Below are 17,977 nucleotides of genomic sequence, written 5' to 3' on the forward strand. Positions count from 1 at the left end.
GGCTAACATTTAGCCGTGACCGACGCGCAGCGCCTCGACCCCGAGCCCACCACGAAGCGGGAGCGCACGCTCGCGGCGCTCATCGACGCCGGGCTGGAGTTGTTCGAGCTGCACGGCTACGAGCAGACGACGGTCGCCCAGATCGCCCGCGCCGCCGGGGTCACCGAGATGACCTTCTTCCGCTACTTCCCGGCCAAGGAGCACCTGCTGCTCGACGACCCTTACGACCCGGTGCTGATCGAGGCCATCGGCCGGCAGGCGCGCACCGATCCACCGTTCCTGCGTGCTGCCGGCGGCGTGCGCGCTGCGTGGCGGGCGTTGCCCGAACCCGAGACGCCGATCATCCGGCGGCGGGTGCGGATCATCGCACGGACGCCATCGCTGCGCGGCGCGATGTGGCGATCGACGGGCAACACCGAACGAGCGATCGTCGAGCAGCTGGTGGTCGACGGCGCGACACTCGAGGTCGCACGCGTCGCTGCGGCATCCGTGCTCGCTGCGCTCGTCGCCGGGTTGTACTCGTGGGCGGAGCGCGACGACCTCTCGCTCGCCGAGGCGATCGAACACGCCCTCGATGTCATCGAGGTGCGGCGATGACGGCGGTGACCGTTCCGGTCGCGACGCGACTCGAGGCACGCGGCCTCGTGCGGGAGTTCGCAGGCGGAGCCGGGGTGCACGGCGTCGACCTCACGGTCGAGCCCGGAGAGATCCATGCCATCGTCGGTCTCAACGGTGCGGGCAAGACGACGCTGATGCGGTTGCTGCTCGGAATGCTGCGTCCGACGGCGGGGAGCGTCTGCATCGACGGGATCGAGATCGCGCGGGGTGCGGCCTCGAGGTGGTCGCGCGTCGGGCAGTTGGTGGAGCATCCGCTCGCCTACGCCGAGCTCGACGGCCGGTCGAACCTCATCGTCGCCGCCCGCCTGCACGGTGCCGAGCGACGGGCCGCCGGCGCGCTCGTCGACCGCGCCATCGCCGAGTTCGATCTCGGTCGCTACGCGAGCGTTCGGGCGAGCCGGCTCTCGCTCGGCAACCGCCAGCGGCTCGGCCTCGCCGCAGCGCTGCAGCACGATCCGGCGCTCATCGTGCTCGACGAGCCGACGAACGCGCTCGACCCGGCCGGGGTGATCCTGCTCCGCGAGGCGCTCCTCCGGCGTGCCGGCGCCGACGCCGGCATCCTCGTCTCGAGCCACCATCTCGACGAGGTCGCGCGCATCGCCGACCGCATCACCGTCGTCAACGCGGGCCGCACGATCGGTTCGCTCGACCCGGGCGGGGTCGATCTCGAGCGCGCGTTCTTCGCGATGCTGCTCGACGACGACCGCGCGCGTGACCGTGCGGACGACCCAGCGGGCGATCGTGAGCGCGAGGCGGCCGCATGACCGCCGGCTTCGGCACGGCCATAACAGTCGAGGCCCGAAAGGCCGCGGCGTCGCGGGTGATGGCCTCGATCACGGTCATCCTCCTGGTCGGCGTCGCCCTGCTCGCGCTCGGCATGCTGATCGGTGCAGGTTCGGGCGACGAACAGCTGCTCGCCAAGCTCGGACCGCTCGCCCGGCTGGGCGGCTGGGTCGGCCTCGTGGGCGTCGTGTCGCAGATCACCTCGGCGGGCGGCCTGCTCGCCTTCGGGGTGGCGCTCAGCTGGCTGTTCGGTCGCGAGTTCGCCGACGGCACGATCGGGGGGCTCTTCGCGCTGCCGGTGCGGCGCTCGACCATCGCGCTCGCGAAGCTCGCCGTCTACGTCGTCTGGGCAGCGGGAGTCGCGGTGCTGCTCACCGCGGTGGTCGCGATCCTCGGCCTCGCCTTCGGCTACGGCGCCACCGACCCCTCGGGTGTCGTCGAGCTCCTGCGCATTCCCGTGCTCGTCGTGCTCACCGCGCTCATCGCCGTGCCCGCAGCGTGGATCGCCACCCTCGGGCGCGGCTTGCTGCCGGGCATCGCCGCCACCGTGGTGCTGCTCGTGCTCGCCCAGGTCATGGCCGTGGTCGGCATCGGCGCCTGGGTGCCGATCGTGGCGCCGGCCCTGTTGGCGATCGATCCCGCAGCCGTGCCGCTCGTGAGCCTCGCCATCGTGCCGAGCGTGCCCGTCGCCTTCGGCGCGCTCGCCGCGCTGGCCTGGTCGCGGCTGCAGCTCGACCGCTGAGATTCTCAGGTGACTGAGGCTCCTGGGGTCCGAGGCGGCTGAAGCACCTGAGGCCGCCCTTGCGTCGCGCGGGCCCTGATATACGGCGATCTCCGGATGTCTCACCCCCGCCTTAGCGAGGAGTCTCGATGCAGACCCACAGGAGCAGACACATGTTGATTTCGGAACTCACCTTTCCCCACCTCGTCGCCGCGAACGACGAACGCATCGCCGGCGAACTCGAGCGCCGTCGCGTGGCGCTCGAACGCCGCTCCGAAACCGCCGCCGCAGACGCCGCCTCGGCCGCCGTGCGGGCGGCGGCGACCGGGCGGGCACCGCGCCACGCGGCATCCCATCGGCACCTGACGAATCGGATGCCGCGCCCCGCGGCGTGATCGCTTGACCGCGGCCCCCGGGCCCACCACCCTGAACCCATGAGCGAAACGACGCGCGCCGCCACTCGTGGTGCGGCCTTCTGGATCTGCTACGCGGTCACGGTCATCAGTGCGGGGGTGAGCGTCACGTACTCGGTGCTCGCCGTGATCGACGGCGGGCTCGAGGCGAGCGACGCGCTGTACGCGACCTCGCGCAGCGTCGCACTCATCGTGCTGGCGCTCGTGGCACCGATGTTCCGGTCCGACGCGGGCCTGCTCGCCATCGCGGTCGCGATGACCATCGTGCAGGGCATCGACTCGTTCATCGGTGCGGTGCAGGGCGACGTCGGCAAGACGATCGTGCCGGCAGTGCTGTGCATCGTGACGATCGTCGCGGCGACGTTCCTCGCGCGCAGCAACCGCATGCGCAGCGAGGACTGACCGGAGGCTACTCTGCCGGCGGGTACTCCGCCGCCCAGTCGATCGCCGCACGCTCCTCACCGAGCGGGAACACCCGGAAGCCGCCGGGCACGAGACCGCCGAAGGCCGTCGCGACGCCGGCGAGCACGTCGTGGTCGGTCACGATCGCGGCGCGGCCCCAACTCGACAACGGCAGGCCGACGAGCTTCGCGTCCTCCCACATGGCGCCGATCGAGAGGTGGTCGAAGTCGTCGCCGAGCACCGCCACGACGTTGACGTGCTCGTGCTCGGCGAGCACGGCGTCGATCGCGGGAATGAGCACCTCGCGGTAGTCGGCGGCGTCGACGGTGCCGACGGCGCGGAAGCCGATGACGCCGTCGGGCAGGCCTGCGATCGGTTCGATCATGCTCGCCCTCGTTCGATGAGTTCTTCGACGCGGTTCGACGTCGGCATGCGCAGGCCGTCGAGCGCGATGGCGATGACGTCGCCGGCGAGCCGGTCGGCGTCCTCCTTGCCGCCCGGGCGATACCACTCGACGATCGAGTTGATCATGCCGAACGCGAGGCGGGCGACGACGCTCGGGTCGATGTCGGAGCGGAGGCTGCCCTCGATCTGCGCCTCCTCGACGAGCGAGGTGACGGCGCGGTCGAACGCGCGACGCCGGGCGAGCGCGCGCCGCTCGACCTCGGTGTTGCCCCGCACGCGGAGCAGCAGGGTGACCGACGGCAGCTTCGAGACGAGTACGTGCACGGCGCCGCCGAGCACCGCCTCGAGCCGGTCGGCGGCGCGGCCCTGCGTTGCGGTCGACTCGCCGAGCACACCCTCGAGGGCGCTGAGCGCGTCGTCGAGTGCACGTTCGAGGATCTCGTCCTTCGAGGCGAAGTGGTGGTAGATCGCCGACTTCGAGAGGCCGAGCCGATCGGCGAGCACGCCCATCGACGTCGCGTCGTAGCCGTACTGATTGAACGCCGCGACGGCGACCTCGAGGATCCCCTGCTGGTCGTACCCGGGGCGTCCCCGTCGAAGTGATCCGTTCTCAGACATCGCCCTCAGTCTCCCATCCGCGGCGCGCCCCACCGTGAAGTGACGCGAGTCGAGGTTTCGCCGCGATGCGAAGGTCGATTCGCGTCACTTCGCCGGTGCGGGCGCCGCGAGCCACGCGACATCCGCTCATTGGCCACGCAGGTCGTAGACCCGCTTGTACTTGCCCTCGCTGCGGGGGAGCGCACCCGGCTCTTCGAGCTGCACGGCGACGGTCGAGCCGATGCCCTCCTTGATGCGCTTCGCGAGCACGACCGTGGCGGCCTGGCAGACCTCGACCGAGAGGTCGGGGTGGCGTTCGATGCGCACGGTCATGTCGTCCATGGTGCCCGTGCGGCGCAGTTCGAGGATGAAGTGCGGGGTGAGCTGCTCGATGCCGAGCACGATCTCCTCGATCTGCGTCGGGAAGAGGTTCACGCCGCGCAGGATGATCATGTCGTCGTTGCGGCCGGTGATCTTCTCGATGCGGCGCATGCCGGGCCGGGCGGTGCCGGGCAGCAGTCGCGTGAGGTCGCGCGTGCGGTACCGGATGACCGGGAACGCCTCCTTCGTGAGGGAGGTGAAGACGAGCTCGCCCATCTCGCCGTCGGCCAGCTGCGCGCCGGTCTCGCCGTCGATGATCTCGGGCAGGAAGTGGTCCTCCCAGAGGTGCGGGCCGTCCTTCGTCTCGAGGCACTCGTTGCCGACGCCCGGGCCCATGACCTCGCTGAGACCGTAGATGTCGAGCGCGTCGACGCCGAGGCGCTGTTCGAGCTCGTGCCGCATCTCGTTCGTCCAGGGCTCGGCGCCGAGCACGGCGACCTTCAGCGAGGTCGAGCGCGGGTCGATGCCCTGTTCGACCATGCAGTCGGCGATCGTCAGCAGGTAGCTCGGCGTGCAGAGGATCGCGTCGGGCTCGAAGTCGAGGATGAGCTGCACCTGGCGGGCGGTCTGGCCGCCTGACATCGGGATGACGGTCGCCCCGAGCTTCTCGATGCCGGCGTGCGCGCCGAGGCCGCCGGTGAAGAGCCCGTAGCCGTAGGCGTTGTGCACCTTCATGCCCGGGCGGATGCCGCTGGCCCGCAGCGATCGCGCGATGAGCGTCGCCCAGCGGTCGAGGTCGCCCTTCGTGTAGCCCACGACGGTCGGCCGGCCCGTGGTGCCGCTCGAGGCGTGGATGCGGGCGACCTGCTCCATCGGCACGGCGAACATGCCGAACGGATAGGTCTGGCGCAGGTCCTCCTTGGTCGTGAACGGCAGCTTCGCGACGTCGGCGAGGGAGCGGATGTCGCGGGGGTGCACTCCGGCCTCGTCGAACTTCCTCGTGTAGAGGGGCACGTTGTCGTACGCGTGCTGCACGGTCTGCTGCAGCCGTTCGAGCTGGAGCGCCTCGATCTCGGCGCGGGACATCCGCTCTTCGGAGTCGAGGTCGGCCGGTGCCGCCGGCGCGAGGCCGGAGATGGACGCGAGGCCGGAAGCGGAGGGGGAGGTGGTCGTCGTCGACACGGTGGCTCCTGGTGGCGGGTCAGATGGTGCGGTTGGTGGAGATCGAACGGCCGCGGAACTCGGCGACGGCGTCGCCCTGCTCGTCGACGACCGTGACGTCGTAGAGGCCCGTGCGGCCGCTGCGGGCGCGCCGCAGTGCGGTCGCCGTGAGGGTCTGCCCGGCGACGGTCGACTTCAGGAAGCTGATGTCGGCGCCGGCAGCGACGGTGATCGTGTGGTCTTCGTTGCAGGCGATCGCGAAGGCGGTGTCGGCGAGGGTGAAGACCAAGCCGCCGTGGGTGATGTGGAAGCCGTTCGTCATGTCGTCGCGCACCCGCATCGAGACGACCGCGTGGCCGGGCTCGTCGACCTCGACGACCATGCCGAGGGCCGCTGAGGCCTGGTCGCGCTGCATCATCGCGCGAGTGGGGGTGGTCGCGGCATCCGCCATGTGAAGCTCCTCGTCGAGTTCATGCGTTCGCGCGCCGTTGCTGTGGCGCTCGAGATGAGCATATACTAACTGAACGATCGGTTAGTAATGCCGAGTCCACAGACACAGGAGTCGACGATGACCTCTCCAGCAGACCTCAGCGTGGTCGATCCGGAGCTCTCCGCCGAGGAGGCCCGGTTCAACGACCTCATCGCCGCCGACTCGCGCATCGAGCCGCGCGACTGGATGCCCGAGGCGTACCGCAAGACGCTCATCCGCCAGATCAGCCAGCACGCGCACTCCGAGATCATCGGCATGCAGCCCGAGTCGAACTGGATCACGCGCGCGCCGAGCCTGAAGCGCAAGGCCATCCTCATGGCGAAGGTGCAAGACGAAGCGGGCCACGGGCTCTACCTGTACTCGGCCGCTCAGACCCTCGGCATCACGCGTGAAGAGATGATGGACCAGCTCATCACCGGCCGCGCGCGCTACTCATCGATCTTCAACTACCCGACGCCGACATGGGCCGACATGGGTGCGATCGGATGGCTCGTCGACGGCGCCGCGATCTGCAACCAGGTGCCGCTCTGCCGCGCCTCCTACGGGCCCTACGGGCGAGCGATGGTGCGCATCTGCAAGGAGGAGTCGTTCCACCAGCGTCAGGGCTTCGAGATCCTGCTCGAGCTCATGCAGGGCACCGACGCGCAGAAGCAGATGGCGCAGGACGCCGTGAACCGCTGGTACTGGCCCGCGCTGCAGATGTTCGGCCCGCCCGACGACCAGTCGCCGAACTCGGCGCAGTCGATGGCGTGGAACATCAAGCGCTTCTCGAACGACGAGCTGCGCCAGCGCTTCGTCGGCATGCTCGTGCCGCAGGCCGAGGTCATGGGCGTGACGCTGCCTGACCCGAACCTGCGCTTCAACGAGGAGACCGGCCAGTACGACATGAGCGAGATCGACTGGACCGAGTTCGACGAGGTGCTCGCGGGGCGCGGTCCGGCGAACGCCGAGCGCATCCGTCGACGCCGCGAGGCCCACGAAGACGGTGCCTGGGTGCGCGAGGCTGCCCACGAGTACGCCCGCAAGCAGGCCGAACGGGTCGCCGCATGAGCACCCCCGGTGAGACCGGCACCGAGGCCTGGCCCCTCTGGGAGGTCTTCGTGCGCGCCAACCGCGGCCTCTCGCACGTGCACGTCGGATCGCTCCACGCGCCCGATGCCGACATGGCCGTGCGCAACGCGCGCGACCTCTACACCCGCCGCAACGAGGGCATCTCGATCTGGGTCGTGCCCGCCGACGCGATCACGACGAGCGACCCCGACGCGAAGGGCGCGTTCTTCGAGAGCCCAGTGGGCAAGAACTATCGTCACGCGGTCTACTACACGAAGAGCGAAGGGGTGAAGCACCTGTGAGCGGCGCCGACCTCGACCCGCACGGCGACGCCCACGGTGACGTCTCCGTCGACCGGCTCGCGCTCGCCGACGAGCTCGCGGGCACCGCAGCCGACGGCAGCACGGCGGTCGCCTCAGCGGATGCCGCGGAGTACGCGCTGCGCCTCGGCGACGACGCCCTCGTGCTCGCCCAGCAGCTCGGCATGTGGATCGCCGCCGCGCCCGAGCTCGAAGAGGACGTCGCGCTCGGCAACATCGCCCTCGACCTCATCGGGCACGCCCGCTCGCTGCTGCACTACGCCGGCACCGCGACAGGGCGAAGCGAAGACGACCTCGCCTACTGGCGCGACGAGCCCGAGTTCCGCAACGCCTGGCTCTTCGAGCAGCCGAACGGCGACTTCGCCCACACGATCGCGCGGCAGCTCGCGGCATCCGTCTACCTGTTCGAGCTGTACTCGCGGGTCGCGTCCTCGGCCGACCCGACGCTCGCGGCGATCGCCGCGAAGTCGGTGAAGGAGGTCGACTACCACCGCGACCACGCGACGCAGTGGGTGCTCCGGCTCGCCGGAGGCACCGAGGAGTCGCGCCGACGCATGCTGCTCGCGATCGCCGACACGTGGCCCTACGTCGACGAGCTGTTCGTCGACGACGAGCTCGTCGAGCGTCTCACCACGGCGGAGGTCGCGGTGCTGCCGTCGACCCTGCGCCCGGCCTTCGACGCCGTCATCGACGAGGTCTTCGCCGAGGCGGCGCTCGAGCGTCCGACCGGTCGCACCGCGTTCATCGCCTCCGGCGGCGGCCGCCACGGCCGCCACACCGAGCACCTCGGGCCGCTCCTCGCCGAGATGCAGGTGCTCGCTCGCGCGCACCCGGGGGCGTCGTGGTGAGCGCGGTGCGCGAGGCGACCGTCGCCCGGCCCGTGCCGAGCGACCCCGCCGGCGCGCGCGCGTGGGAGGTCGCGGCGACCGTGACCGACCCCGAGATCCCGGTGCTCACGATCGAGGACCTGGGTGTGCTGCGCTCCGTCGAGGTCGCCGACGGCGGCGCCGTTCGCGTGCAGTTGACCCCCACGTACAGCGGATGCCCCGCGCTCGACGCCATGCGCGACGACGTGCTGCTCGCGCTCACGCACGCGGGCTACGACGATGTTCGGGTCGACCTCGTGCTCGCTCCCGCGTGGACCACCGACTGGATGAGCGAGGCCGGCAAGGAGAAGCTGCGCCGCTACGGCATCCAGGCGCCGACGGGCAGCGCCGCCGCCCGCCCGGCGGGCCCGGTGCGCGTGCAGCTGGCCGTGAAGTGCCCGCGCTGCGACTCGCTCAACACCCGCGAGCTCGCCCGCTTCGGCTCGACGTCGTGCAAGGCCCTCTACGAGTGCCGTGACTGCCTCGAGCCCTTCGACTACTTCAAGGTGCTCTGATGGCCGCCCGCAACCTGGGGTCGACGGCGACCCCGACGCCCGATGCCGCGGTCGCGTCGGCGTTCCTGCAGAGCACCGTCGGCGGCGAACACGTTGCGAAGCGCCGCCGCGCGCGCTTCCATTCGCTCGAGGTCGCCGAGGTGCGCCCGCTCACCGCCGACGCCGTCGAGGTCACCTTCGCCGTGCCCGACGAGCTCGCCGACGAGTACACCTACCTGCCGGGCCAGTACGTCGCGCTCCGCAAGGACTTCGACGGCCACGAGCTGCGCCGCAGCTACTCGATCTGCCGGCCGCCCGTGCGCGGCAGCGTCTCGGTCGCGATCAAGCGCGACCTCGGCGGGCAGTTCTCGACGTGGGCGAACACCGAGCTCGTCGCCGGAGACACCCTCGACGTGATGAGCCCGCAGGGCACCTTCACCTCGAGCCTCGACGCCCTCGACGGCAAGCACATCGTCGGCATCGCGGCCGGGTCGGGCATCACCCCGCTCATGGCGCTCGCCCATACAGTACTGGCGCGCTCGGCGACATCCGAGTTCGAACTCGTCTACACGAACCGCTCGACGCTCGACGTGATGTTCCTCGAGGAACTCGCCGAGCTGAAGGACCGCTACCCGTCGCGCCTCGCGCTGCACCACGTGCTCTCGCGCGAGCAGCGTACGGCGCCGCTCCTGTCGGGGCGCATCGACGGCGAGAAGCTCGAACGCATGCTCGACGTGCTCATTCGCCCCGAGACCGTCGACGAGTGGTTCCTCTGCGGTCCGTTCGAGCTCGTGCAGCTCGCCCGCGACACCCTCGAGGCGCGCGGGGTGCCCGTCAAGCACGTGCGCTACGAGCTCTTCACGACCGACGCCGACCGTGTCGAGCCGCGCCACGGACGGCCCGTCGTCGTCGAGCGCGGCGAGCCGACGGTCGCGATCGAGTTCACGCTCGATGGGCAGTCGACGAGCGTCGACAGCCCCGTGAGCGCGAACGAGTCGATCCTGAACGCCGCGCTGCGGGTGCGGCCCGACGTGCCGTTCGCGTGCGCCGGGGGAGTGTGCGGCACGTGCCGCGCGCGTGTCATCGAGGGCAGCGTCGCGATGACCGAGAACTACGCCCTCGAACCCGACGAGCTCGAGCGCGGCTACGTGCTCACGTGCCAGTCGCACCCCAAGTCCGACCGGGTCGTCGTCGACTACGACATCTGACGCCGATACCCTGCGAACGGGTCGACGAAGACCCGGCGAACGGAGCATCATGATCGATCTGACCGTGACCGACGGCGTCGCCGAGGTCGTGCTGAACGCCCCAGACAAGCTCAACGCATTGGGCGAGGCGGCGATCGGCGTGCTCGCCACCGCCTACACCGAGGCCGAGCGGATGGCGCAGGCCGGCGACATCCGTGCCCTCGTGCTGCGCGGCGAGGGCCGCGCGTTCTGCGCCGGGCGCGACATCTCGGGCGTCGATCCGCGTGAGGACGACGTGCTCGGCTACCTCGGCGGCCTCGTCGAGCCGCTCCTGCAGCGCATGGCCGGCATCCCGGTTCCGACGTTCGCGGTCGCGCACGGCGCGTGCCTGGGCGTGGGCCTCGGCCTCCTCATCGCCTCCGACATCGTCTACGTCGCCGACACCGCGAAGGTCGGCTCGCCGTTCGCGAACCTCGGGGCGACGCTCGACTCGGGCGGGCACGCCCTCTTCGTCGAGCGTCTCGGCGCCCACCGCACCATGGACCTCATCGTCACCGGCCGGCTCATGTCGGGCGCCGAGGCGGTCGCGGCGGGCCTGTTCTCGCAGGTCTTCCCCGCCGACGAGGTGACGGATGCCACCCGCTCCGCGGCCCGCGCCGCGGCATCCGGGGCCACGCAAGCCTTCGTCGCCTCGAAGCGGCTCGTCGCCGCGCTCCGAGACGATCGGCTCGGGCTCTGGGCGTCGATGGCCGAGGAGAATCGGGCGCAGGCCGCGCTCTGCGACACCGCCGACTACCGCGAGGGCTTCGCCGCATTCCAGGAGAAGCGGAAGCCGGTCTTCACTGGGCGCGGCTGACGCCCCGGGCATCGAGCAACGAGCGGACCGTGGGTTGAGGAGCGAGCGAAGCGAGTGTCTCGAAACCCCGACTCGCCTGGCGAGGGTTTCGAGACGGCGCTGGCGCGCCTCCTCAACCCGCAGAGGTCGCGTCGGCCGTCAATGCTGGTCGTGCTCGGCGATGTCTCGGTCGAGGTCGTCTTCGATGAGGAGATCGCGGCGCACGTGATCGCTGCGATAGGCCGAGCGGCCGAGCATGTGCGCGGTCATCGGCTGGGTGAGCAGCTGGAACGTCATCACGAGTACGACCGTCGTGAGCACGCCCCACGTCGGCACCCGCACGACGATCGCGACGAGCACGGTCGCGAGACCCAGCACCTGCGGCTTCGTCGCGGCATGCAGCCGGGTGAGCACGTCGGGGAACCGCACGATGCCGATGCCGGCAGCCATCGAGAGGAATCCGCTCACCAGGATGAGGAGTCCGACGGCGATCTCGGCGGCGCTCACGATGCATCCTGCTTCGCCATGAACCGCGCGATCGAGATCGAGCCGACGACCGCGAACATCGCGAGCACGAGCATGACCACGAGGGTGTCGGTGTGCGTGTTGATCGCCATCTCTGCGCCGAGCGCGCAGATCGCGATGGCCAGCAGCACGTCGGTCGCGAGGGCCCGGTCGAGGATCGACGGGCCGCGGATGATGCGGTAGACGGCCGCGAGAGCCCCGATGCCGAACATCAGGCCGGCCAGCAGACTGACGATCTGGAGGAAGGTCATGATGCCGATCCCTTCGATGAGCCGCTGGGTCTCGATACGCGCTCCGCGCTACTCGACCGGCGTTCGCGACGAGCCTCGCGCACCGAGACGGCCTGCGCGTGAGTGCCGATCGCGAGCACGATGCGCTCCTCGGTGCCGAGCACGGCGCTGCGCACCCGATCGATGTCGGCCTCCGTGCGGGTGTCGAGGGCGTGCAGGTACAGCAGGCCCCGCTCGCGGTCGATGTCGACGACGACGGTGCCCGGCACGACCGAGATCGCCTCGGCGGTCAGCGTCGTGACGAGGTCGGAGCGCGTGAGCAGTTGCACCGCGATGATCGAGTTCAGCGGCTTCCAACGCGGGTCCATCGCGAGCCACGCGACCTGCAGTGAGGCGAGTGTGACGTCGAACATCATGCGAAGGCCGAGCAGCAGACCCCGCCACGGGTTGAACCGGCCGCTCAGGAGCACCGGTGGCAGGTAGAGCACGCGGGTCACGCCGATCGCCAGCAGGATGCCGGTGACGACCGTGAGCACGGTGACCTGGTCCCAGAGGAACACCCACAGGAGGACGAGGGCGACGAGGAGCGGCAACTGGCGCCAGACCGAACGCCAGCGCGAGACATCCGCTGCAGCATGCGTCATCGGATGCCTCCGGGGAAGACGAGGGACACGTAGGCGCCGGCATCGAGCAGATCGTCGGCGGCGCGACCCGTGAGCTCGAAGAGCGGGCCGGCGAACACCGTGAGGCAGATCGTGAGCATCACGAGCGCGCTCGTCGCGACGACCATGAGCACCGGCGTCGTGCGGGTCGCGGTGACCGTGGCGCCCTCGGGGGCCTCGAGCACCGAACCGAGCAGCACCGACTCGTAGCCCTCGAGCTCATGCCGCCCGCGCCAGAACGCCATGTTCCAGAAGCGGGTGAGGGCGTAGAGCGTGATGAGCGAGGTGATGGCGCCGGCGGCGATGACGATCCAGACGAGCCATGCGTTCGCGGGATCGGCCGCCGCCTCCTCGCCGCCTGCGACGAAGAGGCCTGTCTTGCCGAGGAAGCCCGAGAACGGCGGGATGCCGCCGAGGTTCAGCGCGGGGATGAAGAACAGCACGCCGAGGAGCGGCGAGGCCTTCAGGAGGCCCGCGAGCCGGTTGATCGAGGTCGCGCCGCCGAATCGCTCGATGAGTCCGGTGGTGAGGAACAGGGTCGTCTGCACCGTGATGTGGTGCACCACGTAGTAGATCGTCGCCGTGTAGCCGAGCTGCGTGCCGAGCGCGATGCCGAAGATCATGTAGCCGATGTGGCTCACGAGCGTGAACGAGAGCAGTCGCTTGATGTCGGCTTGGGTGAGCGCGCCGAGGATGCCGATGAGCATCGTGAGCCCGCCGATCACCATGAGCAGCACCGTCACGTCGCTCTCGGTGAAGATCACCGTCTCGGTGCGGATGATCGCATAGACGCCGACCTTCGTGAGCAATCCGGCGAACACCGCGGTGACCGGTGCTGGCGCGGTGGGGTACGAGTCGGGCAGCCAGAACGAGAGCGGGAAGACCGCGGCCTTGATGCCGAAGGCGATGAGCAGCAGCAGGTGGAGCATGAGCTGCACCTCGGCGGGCAGTTCGGCGAGACGCACTGACAGCTGTCCGATGTTCACCGTGCCCGTCGCGCCGTAGATGAGGGCGATCGCGCTCAGGAAGAACAGCGAGGAGACGAGGCTCACGATGATGTAGGTAACACCGGCGCGGATGCGCTCGCCCGTGCCGCCGAGGGTCAGCAGCACGTAGCTTGCCGACAGCAGGATCTCGAAGCCGACGTAGAGGTTGAACAGGTCGCCCGCGATGAACGCGTTGAAGACGCCCGCCGACAGGATCAGGTAGCTCGGGTGGAAGATCGAGACGGGCGTCTCGCGATGCTGGTCGGCGATGCCCTGCCCGACCGAGTACACGAGCACGACGAGCAGCATGATCGCCGAGATGACGAGCATGATCGCCGACAGGCGGTCGACGACGAGGGTGATGCCCCACGGGGCATCCCACCCGCCGACGTAGACGACAGCCGGGCCGGTGGTGTCGACCGCGACGAGCAGCACGGCGGCGATCACCGTGACCGCCGAGAGCACGCCGAGGCTCACGGCCATCTGCGCCCGGCGGTGCCGGCCGAGGATCAGTGCGGTGGCCGCCCCGAGCAGGGGCAGCAGCACGACGAGGGGCACGAGCACGGCGGTCACTGCTTGCCCCCCGGGTCCGTTGATCGAGGAGCGCCCGACGAAGGAGGACGCGTCTCGAGATCGTCACGAGCGGATGCCTCGAGCTCGAGCACCTCTTCGAGGTCTTCGTCGGGCTCCTCATCGCTCGCGTCGATGAGGTCTTGAATGGCCTGGTCATCGGCCGCCGAGCTGCGGATGAGGTCGGCCGCCTCCTCGGCGTCTTCGGCGATCTCCGCCGCGTCGTCGACGAGGTCGCCCTCCAGGCCGAGCTGTGCGAGCCACCAGGAGCGGTAGATGAGCGCGAGCATGAACGCTGTGATGCCGAGGTTGATGACGATGGCCGTGAGCACGAAGGCCTGAGGGAGCGGGTCGGAGATGGCATCGGGGTCGACGCCCTCGCCGAGGATGGGCGCGAGGCCCGGTGCGCCGCTCATGAGGTAGATGAGGATGTTCACGGCGTTGCCGACGAGCAGGAATCCGATGAGCACCCGGGTGAGGCTGCGCTCGAGCATGATCGAGACGCCCGCACCGAAGAGCACGGCCATCAGCACGACGAGGGTGAGAGAAGCGGTCACGAGCGGGCCTCCTCGGTGCGCTCGGCGGTGGGCCGGCGGGCGCCGCCCGGCAGGCGGGCGCCGCCCGAGTACTCGTCGCCGTCGGCGAACTCCGCGCCTTCGCCGGGGGTGCCGCCGCGCTCGTCACCGTGCTCGCCGTCGCCCGTCGTGAACGCGCCGTCACCCTCGTCGGACGTCTGCCGCTCCTCTTGGCGGTCGACCTCGCCGCCGAGTGAGCGCAGGATGTCGAGCACGAGACCGACGACCACGAGGTAGACGCCGATGTCGAAGAGCGTCGACGTGCCGATCGAGATCGTGCCGAGCACCGGCACTTCAGTCTCGAACCACGCGGACTCGAAGACCGGCCCGCCGAAGAGCAGCGATCCGGCCGCGGTGCCCGCCGCGAGCAGCAGGCCCGTGCCGAGCAGGCGGCCTGCGTCGACGGGCGCCGCCTCGCCGAGTTCGTAGCGGCCGCCGGCGAGGTACCGGGCGACGAGGGCGAGGCCCGCGAGCAGGCCGCCGGCGAAGCCGCCGCCCGGGGCGTTGTGCCCGACGAAGAGGAGGAAGACCGAGACGATGATCGCGGGGTGGAAGAGCAGGCGCACGAGCACCTCGATGAGGATCGAGCGGTTGCGCGGGGAAATCGTGCGGCCGGCCAGCAGCCAGGTCTGCCGGGTCTCGGCAGCCTCGCCCGCGGCATCCGTCTCGCCCTCGGTGTCGGCGAGGCTCGTGCGCGGTGCGCGGATCGACCACGCGGGCTCGGGCACGGGTGTCAACCGGTCGCGGCGGTTGACGAGTCCCTCGACGTGGTCGAGTCTCGGGGCGCCGCCCGTGCGACCCGACACGAAGATGAGGCTCGCGACGCCGGTCGCGACCGCGACGAGCACGGAGATCTCGCCGAGGGTGTCCCACGCGCGGAGGTCGACGAGCATGACGTTGACGATGTTCTTGCCATGCGCCTCGAGCGCGAGGGCGGGAAGGCCGCCTGCGATCGTCGGCTCGATGCGGGCGCCGAGCGCGACGAGGCCGAGCACGCCCATCACGATGCCGGCGAGAGCGCCGATGACGCCGCGTGCCAGCTTGTGCACCGGCGGGTTGCGCTGGGCGATCTGCTTGGGCAGGCGGCGCAGCACGAGCACGAAGACGACGAGCACGATGGTCTCGACGAGCGCCTGGGTGAGGGCGAGGTCGGGGGCGCCCGACATGCCGAAGAGCAGCACGAGCCCGTAGCCCGTAACGCTCACGAGCAGCACCGCCGTCATGCGCTGGCGCACCGTGGCGGCGGCGATCGCGGCGACCGCCATGACGAACGCGAGGAACGGCTGGGCGGGGTAGTCCCACAGGCGCAGCTCGCTCGGCCACGAGGTGTTCAGGATCGAGAGCGAGCCGAGGCCGCCGATGAAGACCACGACGATGATCGCAAGGTAGCCGGGCAGGCCGCGCGACTGGATGGTCGTCGTGACGGTCGCCGCGAGCCGGTCGACGACCGAGACGATGCCGAGGTAGCCGCGGGCCGAGTCGAGCACCGGTGCGACGGAGGCCTGCAGGCGCGCGACCCGCTGGCGCCCCCAGACGAGCAGGGCGCCGAGGGCGAAGACCGCTGCCGAGATCGCGAGCGCCGGTTCGAGTCCATGCCAGAGTGCGAGGTGGTAGTCGTGGCTGCCCGGGAGTTCGTCGGCGTAGGCCGTGAGCAGCGGCTCGATGAACGGAATGGCGAATGCCGCGACGACGCTCGCCGCCGCGAGCAGCCCCGGAGCCACCGCGATGGCCGGGCTGGGTTCGTGCAACGGGCAGTCCGCGACATCCGGCTTCGAGAAGAAGGCGCCCCAGATGAAGCGCACGGAATACGCGACCGTGAGCACCGACCCGACGAAGGCGCCGATGAGGGCGACCCACGCCCACGAGTCGCCGACCGCGACGGCGTCGAGGAAGGCGGTGAACACGGCTTCTTTCGCGACGAAGCCGATGAGCGGCGGCACGCCCGCCATCGAGGCGGCGGCGACGAATGCGATGGTCGCGATCACCGGCATGCGGCGGCCGACGCCCGAGAGCTTGCGCCAGTCGCGGGTGCCGGCGGCGTGATCGACGATGCCGACGACGAGGAAGAGCGCCGCCTTGAAGAGCGCGTGCGCGAGCAGCAGGGCCACGCCCGCGAGCGCCGCGTCACGGGTGCCGAAACCCGTGACCATGACGAGGAAGCCGAGTTGGCTCACGGTGCCGTACGCGAGCAGCAGCTTGATGTCGTACTGGCGCAGGGCGCGCCAGCCGCCGACGAGCATCGTGAGGGCGCCGAGTCCGATGACGATCGGATGCCACACCTCGAGCTCCGCGTAGCCGGGCGCGAGTCGGGCGACGAGGTAGACGCCCGCCTTCACCATGGCGGCCGCGTGCAGGTAGGCGCTGACAGGGGTCGGTGCGGCCATCGCCGCCGGCAGCCAGAAGTGGAACGGCACGAGCGCGCTCTTGGAGATCGCGCCGATCAGCACGAGGGCGATCGCCCACTCGCCGGCCGCGCCCGTGACGGGATTCGCGATGAGCTCGGAGAGGCTCGTGGTGCCCCCGTCGACGGCCAGGATGACGAGGCCGACGAGCATCGCGAGCCCGCCGAACGTCGTGACCGTGAGGGCCTGCAGCGCCGCACCACGACTCTCTTTGCGGCCCGTGTAGTGGCCGATGAGGAGGTACGAGAGCACGCTCGTCGCCTCCCAGAACGTGAACAGGATGAACACGTCGTCGGCCGTGACGAGGCCGAACATGACGCCCGCGAAGGCGAGGAGGAGCGCCGCGAAGCGGCCGAGGGCCGGCTCGTCGTCGTCGAAGTAGTGCACGCAGTAGAGCAGCACAAGGGCGCCGACGCCCGTGACGATGAGCGCGAGCAGCAGCGCGAGCGCGTCGACCCTGAAGCTCAGCGCGATGTCGAGGGTCGGGATCCACGGGACTATCTCGACGACGGGAGTACCGCCGAGGACGCCGGGCAGCCAGGTGAGCAGCAGCACGAAGACGGCGGCGGGCAGCAACGCGATGACGGCGAACACCCGACGCCCGAGCCACTTTGTGAGCAGCGGCGTGACGAGCGCGGCGACCGCGAAGGCAGCGAGGCTGGCGATCATTCACCCTCCTCGCGCTCGCACCGTTCACTCAGTTTATCGGCAGGCGGTTTCGCGCCCGAGGCGTGTCGTATGCCGAGAGCGGAATCGAGGGGCGGGGTCCAAGATGGCGGCGACAACGCGCGCGGCGGTAGTCGCGCGTTGACGCGACACCGGCAGGCCGCGAGATTTATGCGATCTCGATAAAGCTCAATAAAGTTCCGAAGATTCCGGGCCGGTTGCGAATCGATAGCAGCGAGGGGCTCTTCGCATGCAGGAACCGTCTGTGCTTCAGACCGTCAGCCTTCCAGTCATCCAGTACTCCAAGTAGCGCATGACCGTCGGTGCAACCCAGATGCGGCTGTCATCCTCGTGATTCCAGACGTAGATTTCGTGATCCCCGCTGAGTAAAACCGCGAATTGGTCGCCGTTGCCTGCGTCAGCGAAGAAGACGAGTCCGGCGAGTGGCATGTAGAGGTTTCTGAAGTCATCATCGTCCCGAAAACGGGCGTTGTCGTCGGCTATCCGGTCCGTGCTCCAAAGCAGGCCCAGCCCGTACTCGCCATCGATGCCGTTGGTCTCGGCCAGGAGTTGCCGGAGTTGGACAGGGAGAACGTGGCCCAGTCTGGACTCGCATGCTCCGAGAGCATCTGGCGATGCCGGTGGGTTGAAAGTGGCCTCGCCCCAGTTGGTGATCTCGTCCACGAGCATGGCACCAT

22 protein-coding genes are annotated in these 17,977 nt (G+C 69.9%); 11 read left to right on the forward strand and 11 right to left on the reverse strand.

What is annotated here, in order from left to right; genetic code table 11:
- The first annotated feature begins 15 nt into the window (after window positions 1-15).
- The 5 genes from VPH61_RS13690 to VPH61_RS13710 all read left to right on the forward strand — a co-directional run bounded on the left by VPH61_RS13690 (window position 16) and on the right by VPH61_RS13710 (window position 2,937).
- A complete protein-coding gene (locus VPH61_RS13690) occupies window positions 16-597 on the forward strand; it encodes a TetR/AcrR family transcriptional regulator (RefSeq protein WP_332064056.1) in 582 nt (193 codons plus the stop codon).
- The gene (locus tag VPH61_RS13695; RefSeq protein ID WP_332064057.1) at window positions 594-1,382 is read left to right on the forward strand and encodes an ABC transporter ATP-binding protein; all 789 of its coding nucleotides are present in this window, start codon (window positions 594-596) and stop codon (window positions 1,380-1,382) included. The genes VPH61_RS13690 and VPH61_RS13695 overlap by 4 nt, the downstream gene beginning before the upstream one ends.
- Window positions 1,379-2,143, forward strand: a complete 765-nt coding sequence (locus VPH61_RS13700) for an ABC transporter permease (RefSeq protein ID WP_332064058.1) — start codon at window positions 1,379-1,381, stop codon at window positions 2,141-2,143. Before VPH61_RS13695 ends, VPH61_RS13700 begins: the two co-directional genes overlap by 4 nt.
- 152 nt (window positions 2,144-2,295) lie before the next feature.
- Window positions 2,296-2,517 (forward strand): hypothetical protein, encoded by a 222-nt coding sequence (locus VPH61_RS13705; RefSeq protein WP_332064059.1) that lies wholly within the window; start codon window positions 2,296-2,298, stop codon window positions 2,515-2,517.
- A gap of 39 nt (window positions 2,518-2,556) precedes the next feature.
- On the forward strand, window positions 2,557-2,937 hold the full coding sequence (locus VPH61_RS13710) for a hypothetical protein (RefSeq protein ID WP_332064060.1): 381 nt from the start codon (window positions 2,557-2,559) through the stop codon (window positions 2,935-2,937).
- 7 nt (window positions 2,938-2,944) lie between these two features.
- Here the strand turns inward: VPH61_RS13710 and VPH61_RS13715 are convergent, their stop codons facing one another.
- From VPH61_RS13715 to paaI, 4 genes are all read right to left on the reverse strand, one after another.
- Window positions 2,945-3,322 (reverse strand): STAS/SEC14 domain-containing protein, encoded by a 378-nt coding sequence (locus VPH61_RS13715; protein ID WP_332064061.1) that lies wholly within the window; start codon window positions 3,320-3,322, stop codon window positions 2,945-2,947.
- Window positions 3,319-3,960 (reverse strand): TetR/AcrR family transcriptional regulator, encoded by a 642-nt coding sequence (locus VPH61_RS13720; RefSeq protein WP_332064062.1) that lies wholly within the window; start codon window positions 3,958-3,960, stop codon window positions 3,319-3,321. Before VPH61_RS13720 ends, VPH61_RS13715 begins: the two co-directional genes overlap by 4 nt.
- Window positions 3,961-4,086: 126 nt before the next feature.
- A complete protein-coding gene (gene paaK, locus VPH61_RS13725; RefSeq protein WP_332064112.1) occupies window positions 4,087-5,346 on the reverse strand; it encodes a phenylacetate--CoA ligase PaaK in 1,260 nt (419 codons plus the stop codon).
- Between the two features lie 115 nt (window positions 5,347-5,461).
- Window positions 5,462-5,872, reverse strand: a complete 411-nt coding sequence (gene paaI, locus VPH61_RS13730) for a hydroxyphenylacetyl-CoA thioesterase PaaI (protein ID WP_332064063.1) — start codon at window positions 5,870-5,872, stop codon at window positions 5,462-5,464.
- Between the two features lie 117 nt (window positions 5,873-5,989).
- Here paaI and paaA point away from each other — a divergent pair, with 117 nt between their 5' ends.
- The 6 genes from paaA to VPH61_RS13760 are packed head-to-tail and all read left to right on the forward strand — an operon-like array spanning window position 5,990 to window position 10,684.
- The gene (gene paaA, locus VPH61_RS13735; protein WP_332064064.1) at window positions 5,990-6,961 is read left to right on the forward strand and encodes a 1,2-phenylacetyl-CoA epoxidase subunit PaaA; all 972 of its coding nucleotides are present in this window, start codon (window positions 5,990-5,992) and stop codon (window positions 6,959-6,961) included.
- Window positions 6,958-7,263 (forward strand): 1,2-phenylacetyl-CoA epoxidase subunit PaaB, encoded by a 306-nt coding sequence (gene paaB, locus VPH61_RS13740; protein ID WP_332064065.1) that lies wholly within the window; start codon window positions 6,958-6,960, stop codon window positions 7,261-7,263. Before paaA ends, paaB begins: the two co-directional genes overlap by 4 nt.
- On the forward strand, window positions 7,260-8,129 hold the full coding sequence (paaC, locus tag VPH61_RS13745; protein ID WP_332064066.1) for a 1,2-phenylacetyl-CoA epoxidase subunit PaaC: 870 nt from the start codon (window positions 7,260-7,262) through the stop codon (window positions 8,127-8,129). Before paaB ends, paaC begins: the two co-directional genes overlap by 4 nt.
- 5 nt (window positions 8,130-8,134) lie before the next feature.
- Entirely contained in the window at window positions 8,135-8,662 is a 528-nt protein-coding gene (gene paaD / locus VPH61_RS13750; RefSeq protein ID WP_332064113.1) for a 1,2-phenylacetyl-CoA epoxidase subunit PaaD, read from the forward strand.
- Window positions 8,662-9,849, forward strand: coding sequence for a 1,2-phenylacetyl-CoA epoxidase subunit PaaE (gene paaE, locus VPH61_RS13755; RefSeq protein WP_332064067.1), 1,188 nt, complete (start codon window positions 8,662-8,664; stop codon window positions 9,847-9,849). Before paaD ends, paaE begins: the two co-directional genes overlap by 1 nt.
- A 49-nt stretch (window positions 9,850-9,898) precedes the next feature.
- Window positions 9,899-10,684 (forward strand): enoyl-CoA hydratase/isomerase family protein, encoded by a 786-nt coding sequence (locus VPH61_RS13760; protein ID WP_332064068.1) that lies wholly within the window; start codon window positions 9,899-9,901, stop codon window positions 10,682-10,684.
- A 138-nt stretch (window positions 10,685-10,822) separates the two neighbouring features.
- Here VPH61_RS13760 and mnhG read toward each other — a convergent pair whose 3' ends face one another.
- The 7 genes from mnhG to VPH61_RS13795 all read right to left on the reverse strand — a co-directional run bounded on the left by mnhG (window position 10,823) and on the right by VPH61_RS13795 (window position 17,969).
- Window positions 10,823-11,170 carry a monovalent cation/H(+) antiporter subunit G gene (gene mnhG / locus VPH61_RS13765; protein ID WP_332064069.1) on the reverse strand — a complete coding sequence of 116 codons (348 nt, stop codon included), beginning with the start codon at window positions 11,168-11,170 and terminating at the stop codon, window positions 10,823-10,825.
- Window positions 11,167-11,439, reverse strand: coding sequence for a monovalent cation/H+ antiporter complex subunit F (locus VPH61_RS13770; protein ID WP_332064070.1), 273 nt, complete (start codon window positions 11,437-11,439; stop codon window positions 11,167-11,169). Before VPH61_RS13770 ends, mnhG begins: the two co-directional genes overlap by 4 nt.
- Window positions 11,436-12,062 carry a Na+/H+ antiporter subunit E gene (locus VPH61_RS13775; protein WP_332064071.1) on the reverse strand — a complete coding sequence of 209 codons (627 nt, stop codon included), beginning with the start codon at window positions 12,060-12,062 and terminating at the stop codon, window positions 11,436-11,438. Before VPH61_RS13775 ends, VPH61_RS13770 begins: the two co-directional genes overlap by 4 nt.
- Window positions 12,059-13,639: a Na+/H+ antiporter subunit D gene (locus VPH61_RS13780; protein WP_332064072.1), complete on the reverse strand. Its 1,581-nt coding sequence runs from the start codon at window positions 13,637-13,639 to the stop codon at window positions 12,059-12,061. Before VPH61_RS13780 ends, VPH61_RS13775 begins: the two co-directional genes overlap by 4 nt.
- Complete coding sequence (locus tag VPH61_RS13785) at window positions 13,636-14,193, reverse strand: NADH-quinone oxidoreductase subunit K (protein WP_332064073.1); 558 nt, start codon at window positions 14,191-14,193, stop codon at window positions 13,636-13,638. The genes VPH61_RS13780 and VPH61_RS13785 overlap by 4 nt, the downstream gene beginning before the upstream one ends.
- Window positions 14,190-17,282: a Na+/H+ antiporter subunit A gene (locus VPH61_RS13790; RefSeq protein WP_332064074.1), complete on the reverse strand. Its 3,093-nt coding sequence runs from the start codon at window positions 17,280-17,282 to the stop codon at window positions 14,190-14,192. Before VPH61_RS13790 ends, VPH61_RS13785 begins: the two co-directional genes overlap by 4 nt.
- Window positions 17,283-17,549: 267 nt before the next feature.
- Entirely contained in the window at window positions 17,550-17,969 is a 420-nt protein-coding gene (locus tag VPH61_RS13795) for an SMI1/KNR4 family protein (protein WP_332064075.1), read from the reverse strand.
- Window positions 17,970-17,977: the final 8 nt, after the last annotated feature.

Source organism: Agromyces sp. CCNWLW203, assembly GCF_036576125.1.
In the GTDB taxonomy this organism is placed as follows: Bacteria; Actinomycetota; Actinomycetes; order Actinomycetales; family Microbacteriaceae; genus Agromyces.

Bases quoted from the DNA above. Each gene is read 5' to 3' on its own strand.
- VPH61_RS13700 (WP_332064058.1), top strand. From the start codon at position 1,379: ATGACCGCCGGCTTCGGCACGGCCATAACAGTCGAGGCCCGAAAGGCC.
- paaK (WP_332064112.1), bottom strand. From the start codon at position 5,346: ATGTCCCGCGCCGAGATCGAGGCGCTCCAGCTCGAACGGCTGCAGCAG.
- VPH61_RS13710 (WP_332064060.1), top strand. From the start codon at position 2,557: ATGAGCGAAACGACGCGCGCCGCCACTCGTGGTGCGGCCTTCTGGATC.
- VPH61_RS13795 (WP_332064075.1), bottom strand. From the start codon at position 17,969: ATGCTCGTGGACGAGATCACCAACTGGGGCGAGGCCACTTTCAACCCA.
- VPH61_RS13760 (WP_332064068.1), top strand. From the start codon at position 9,899: ATGATCGATCTGACCGTGACCGACGGCGTCGCCGAGGTCGTGCTGAAC.
- paaA (WP_332064064.1), top strand. From the start codon at position 5,990: ATGACCTCTCCAGCAGACCTCAGCGTGGTCGATCCGGAGCTCTCCGCC.
- VPH61_RS13775 (WP_332064071.1), bottom strand. From the start codon at position 12,062: ATGACGCATGCTGCAGCGGATGTCTCGCGCTGGCGTTCGGTCTGGCGC.
- paaB (WP_332064065.1), top strand. From the start codon at position 6,958: ATGAGCACCCCCGGTGAGACCGGCACCGAGGCCTGGCCCCTCTGGGAG.
- VPH61_RS13715 (WP_332064061.1), bottom strand. From the start codon at position 3,322: ATGATCGAACCGATCGCAGGCCTGCCCGACGGCGTCATCGGCTTCCGC.
- paaE (WP_332064067.1), top strand. From the start codon at position 8,662: ATGGCCGCCCGCAACCTGGGGTCGACGGCGACCCCGACGCCCGATGCC.
- paaI (WP_332064063.1), bottom strand. From the start codon at position 5,872: ATGGCGGATGCCGCGACCACCCCCACTCGCGCGATGATGCAGCGCGAC.
- VPH61_RS13790 (WP_332064074.1), bottom strand. From the start codon at position 17,282: ATGATCGCCAGCCTCGCTGCCTTCGCGGTCGCCGCGCTCGTCACGCCG.
- VPH61_RS13720 (WP_332064062.1), bottom strand. From the start codon at position 3,960: ATGTCTGAGAACGGATCACTTCGACGGGGACGCCCCGGGTACGACCAG.
- VPH61_RS13705 (WP_332064059.1), top strand. From the start codon at position 2,296: ATGTTGATTTCGGAACTCACCTTTCCCCACCTCGTCGCCGCGAACGAC.
- VPH61_RS13695 (WP_332064057.1), top strand. From the start codon at position 594: ATGACGGCGGTGACCGTTCCGGTCGCGACGCGACTCGAGGCACGCGGC.
- VPH61_RS13770 (WP_332064070.1), bottom strand. From the start codon at position 11,439: ATGACCTTCCTCCAGATCGTCAGTCTGCTGGCCGGCCTGATGTTCGGC.